Annotated in this window: 3 protein-coding genes; all 3 read left to right on the forward strand. The window is 57.8% G+C overall.

The features are described from left to right. The first annotated feature begins 101 nt into the window (after positions 1-101). The 3 genes from BS629_RS37410 to BS629_RS37420 all read left to right on the forward strand — a co-directional run bounded on the left by BS629_RS37410 (position 102) and on the right by BS629_RS37420 (position 3,729). A complete protein-coding gene (locus BS629_RS37410) occupies positions 102-1,088 on the forward strand; it encodes a LacI family DNA-binding transcriptional regulator (RefSeq protein ID WP_077988830.1) in 987 nt (328 codons plus the stop codon). A gap of 82 nt (positions 1,089-1,170) precedes the next feature. Then, entirely contained in the window at positions 1,171-2,109 is a 939-nt protein-coding gene (locus BS629_RS37415) for a substrate-binding domain-containing protein (RefSeq protein ID WP_077988831.1), read from the forward strand. Positions 2,110-2,184: 75 nt separating this feature from the next. After that, positions 2,185-3,729, forward strand: a complete 1,545-nt coding sequence (locus BS629_RS37420; RefSeq protein WP_077988832.1) for a sugar ABC transporter ATP-binding protein — start codon at positions 2,185-2,187, stop codon at positions 3,727-3,729. The last annotated feature ends 92 nt before the right edge of the window (positions 3,730-3,821 follow it).

Below are 3,821 nucleotides of genomic sequence, written 5' to 3' on the forward strand. Positions count from 1 at the left end.
AAGCCGCTCGTCGATGCCGCAAATGCAAAGGCTGAAACAGCGAAGTAAAACATCGCTTAAATTACGATGTAATCGTTAACATTTGGATTCGGGACTGCGATATGACGAAACCACCAACCATACGGGATGTCGCACGTCTCTCCGGCGTCTCGACCGCCACGGTCTCGCGCTACTTCTCCGGAAAGGCCGACACGATCGCTCCTCGCACGATCGAGAGTGTCCGCCAGGCGGCGAAGTCCCTGGGATACACCCCCTCGGAAATCGGCCGGTCTTTACGCCTTGCTCAAAGCCGCGTCGTGGTCATGCTGGTGCCGGACGCGACCAACCATTTCACCGCCGACATCGCCGTCTCGGTGGAAAGCGCCCTCAAGGGCATTGGCCTGTCGATGGTTCTGGCAAACACCGGCGAAAACGCCGAGCAGCAAGATCGCCTTCTCGCTGACGCTCAAGGACTGCGCGCACGGGCAATCGTATTGCAGGGTGCGATCGACACACCAAGACTCCGGGAACTGGTGGCAACGCAGGGCAACCTGATCTTCGCAAACCGGCGGCCGGCTCAGGGAATTGTCGCCCCCTATGTGGGAATCGACAACTTTCAGGCCGGGCTGGCGGTGGGGCGCTACTTCATTGAGCGTGGCTATGAGAACTGGGTCGCGATCCACGGCCCGCGTCATTATTTTGGCAGTACCGCGAGACTTGATGGTTTCGTTTCTGGCGTGGGCGATGCCTCGCGCGTGCTGCAGCTCGAGAGCCTCTACACGATGCAGGCCGGCTACGAGCATGCCTGCCGACTTCTCGACCTTGCACCGAAGAAATACAGCGTCTTTTGCGCAAACGACATGATCGCCTACGGTTTCTACCGGGCGGCTATGGAGCGCAATCTTCGTGTGCCCGACGACCTTGTCATATTCGGCTTCGACGACAACCGACTGAACGAGTGGTTGGCCCCTTGGTTAACCACGGTGAAGGTACCGGCACTCGAATTCGGTCCGGCGATCGCCAAGTTGATCGAAACGCCCAAACCCGGTTTCGAAGACGGTCGAAGTATCATTTTGCCATTCGAGCTGAAGGTTCGGCAGTCCGCCTGAACCAAGAGACGTCCTCGGTGGAGGTGGACGTTCCGGATAAACAATCGGGTGCTGCCGGACACCCTTTAAAGGGGAATAGATGATGAACCGAATGATTATTCTGACAGCGTCCATGGCATTTCTTGGATCGACAGCCTTCGCCGGCGATATCGGCGTTAGCATCTCTCACAGCGATTCAAACCTTGCCGTACTGGTCAAGGGTATCAAGGACAAGGCTGCACAATCAAACCAGCCGCTGCAGATCGAGTTTGCGGAAGGCGATGTCAATCGCCAACTGTCGCAGGTGCAGAACTTCATCGCTGCGAAGGTCGACGCCATTATCGTCAACACAGTCGAGACGTCCGCGACGCCAACCATGACGAAACTCGCCGCCGACGCCGGCATCCCGCTCGTCTACGTCAACAATACGCCTAGCGACGTCCATGAGCTCGGCCCGAAGGCGGCGTTCGTCGGCTCGGACGAGAAGGTTGCCGGCACCTTGGAAGCGCAGGAAGTTTGCCGTGTTCTCAAGGAGCGTGGAAAGGCGGATTCTGCCGATATTCTGATCATCCAGGGCGTACTTGCCAACGAAACGGCGGTGCTGCGCAGCCAGGCCGTGCACGAGGTTGCCGCAACGGCCGAATGCAATTTCATGAAGATCATCGACGAGCAGTCGGCAAACTGGGACCCGGTTAAGGCACAGGATCTTGTGACGAACTGGATCACCGCCGGATACAAACCGGCCGCGATCATCTCGAACAATGACGAGATGGCGATCGGCGCTATCAATTCGCTCAAGGCATCCGGCCTGGACACCTCGCAGGTGATCGTCGCCGGCGTCGATGCGACGAAGGAAGCGATGCAATACATGAAGAACGGCGATCTGCAGGTTACCGTCTTTCAGGATGCGATCGGACAGGGCGCCGGATCGGTCGACGTGGCCATGAAGCTCGTAAAGGGTGAGAAAGTCGAATCGCCGCTCTGGATTCCCTACGAGTTGGTCAATCCGGCAAACGTCGAAAGCTATCTCAGCAAGAACTAGCGCCGATGAGCAGGCAGGCGCGCCGACGGCGCGTCTGCCTGCCTCAGCAGACGGGTCACGGAAGGGTTTGGTTACATGACGAAGGTTTCCCCCTCAACTATCAAAGCCGTAAGAGAGAGCGGGGCCGTTCCAACAGCCGAATTTCTCCTGCAGGTCGAAAACGTCCGCAAGGAATTCGCCGGGAACGTTGCCCTCGACAACGTCTCCTTCCGGCTTCGTCGCGGTACCGTTCATGCGCTCATGGGCGAGAACGGCGCGGGCAAGTCAACCTTGATGAAGATCATCGCCGGCATCTACACGCCCGATGCGGGGGATTTTTATCTCAACAACGTGCCGATCAAGCTGCGCAGTCCGCTCGACGCGCTCGACAACGGCATTGCGATGATTCACCAGGAACTCAACCTGATGAATCACATGACGATCGCAGAAAATATCTGGATCCGCCGCGAACCGCGAAATCGCTTCGGTCTTGTCGATCATCAGGAACTGCGTGCCGGCACATACCGCCTGTTCAAAGAGCTCGGGATTGATCTGGACCCCGACGAGAGAGTGGGGCAGCTGTCGGTGGCAAGCCGGCAGATGGTCGAGATCGCCAAGGCCGTCTCCTATCAGTCGGACGTCCTCATCATGGACGAACCGACCTCGGCGCTGACCGAACGCGAAGTCGAGCACCTGTTTCGCATCATTCGCACGCTGAGGGAGCAAGGCAAGGGTATCATCTACATCACGCACAAGATGAACGAGCTGTTTGAGATTGCTGATGAGGTATCGATCTTCAGGGATGGCCGGCACATCGCAACCAAGGCATCCAGGGAGCTGACGCGCGACGAAGTCATTCGCATGATGGTCGGGCGCGAAATTTCACAGATGTTTCCCAAAGTAGAGTCGAAGATCGGAGAGGTTGTTCTCAGCGTCCAAAATCTCGGCCTGAAGGATGTATTCGAAGACGTATCGTTCGATCTTCATGCCGGCGAAATCCTCGGGATAGCCGGACTGGTCGGCGCCGGCCGCTCCAATATCGCGGAAACGATCTTCGGTGTGACGCCCGCAACTTCGGGAAGCATCGCCATTGGCGGCAAGGAGATCAAGATCACCTCTCCGAGCGTCGCCATGGAGAATGGCATGGCGTTCCTCACCGAAGACCGCAAGGAATCGGGCTGTTTCCTGTTGTTGGACATCCAACAGAACATGCAGTTGGCCGCGCTTCATGGTGGGTATGTCAAGCACGGCTTCGTGCAGCAGAAGCGCCTTTCCGAAGAATGCGAAGAGATGAAAACCACGCTACGCGTGAAAACCCCAAGCATGGGCGAGAAGATCCTCAACCTTTCGGGCGGCAACCAGCAGAAGGTGCTGATCGGCCGCTGGTTGCTGACAAAACCCAAGGTGCTCATCCTCGATGAACCAACCCGCGGGATTGATGTCGGCGCCAAGGCGGAGATTCATCGAATGATCTCCACACTCGCTTCTACGGGTGTCGCCGTCATCATGATCTCCTCCGAACTCCCGGAGATTCTCGGGATGAGCGACCGCATCGTCACGATCCGCCAGGGACGGCTGGCGGGCATCCTCGACCGCGCGGACGCGGACCAGGTCAAGATCATGGAGCTCGCCGCACAATGACGACAACTTCTGACGCCGCAGGCTTGGCAGACAAGCGCGCAGTTAAGCGGAAGTTCAAGAGCGAGATGTCGATGGCTTTCGTGCTCATCGGC

The organism is Rhizobium leguminosarum bv. viciae USDA 2370, from assembly GCF_002008365.1.
GTDB classification, from domain to species: domain Bacteria; phylum Pseudomonadota; class Alphaproteobacteria; order Rhizobiales; family Rhizobiaceae; genus Rhizobium; species Rhizobium leguminosarum.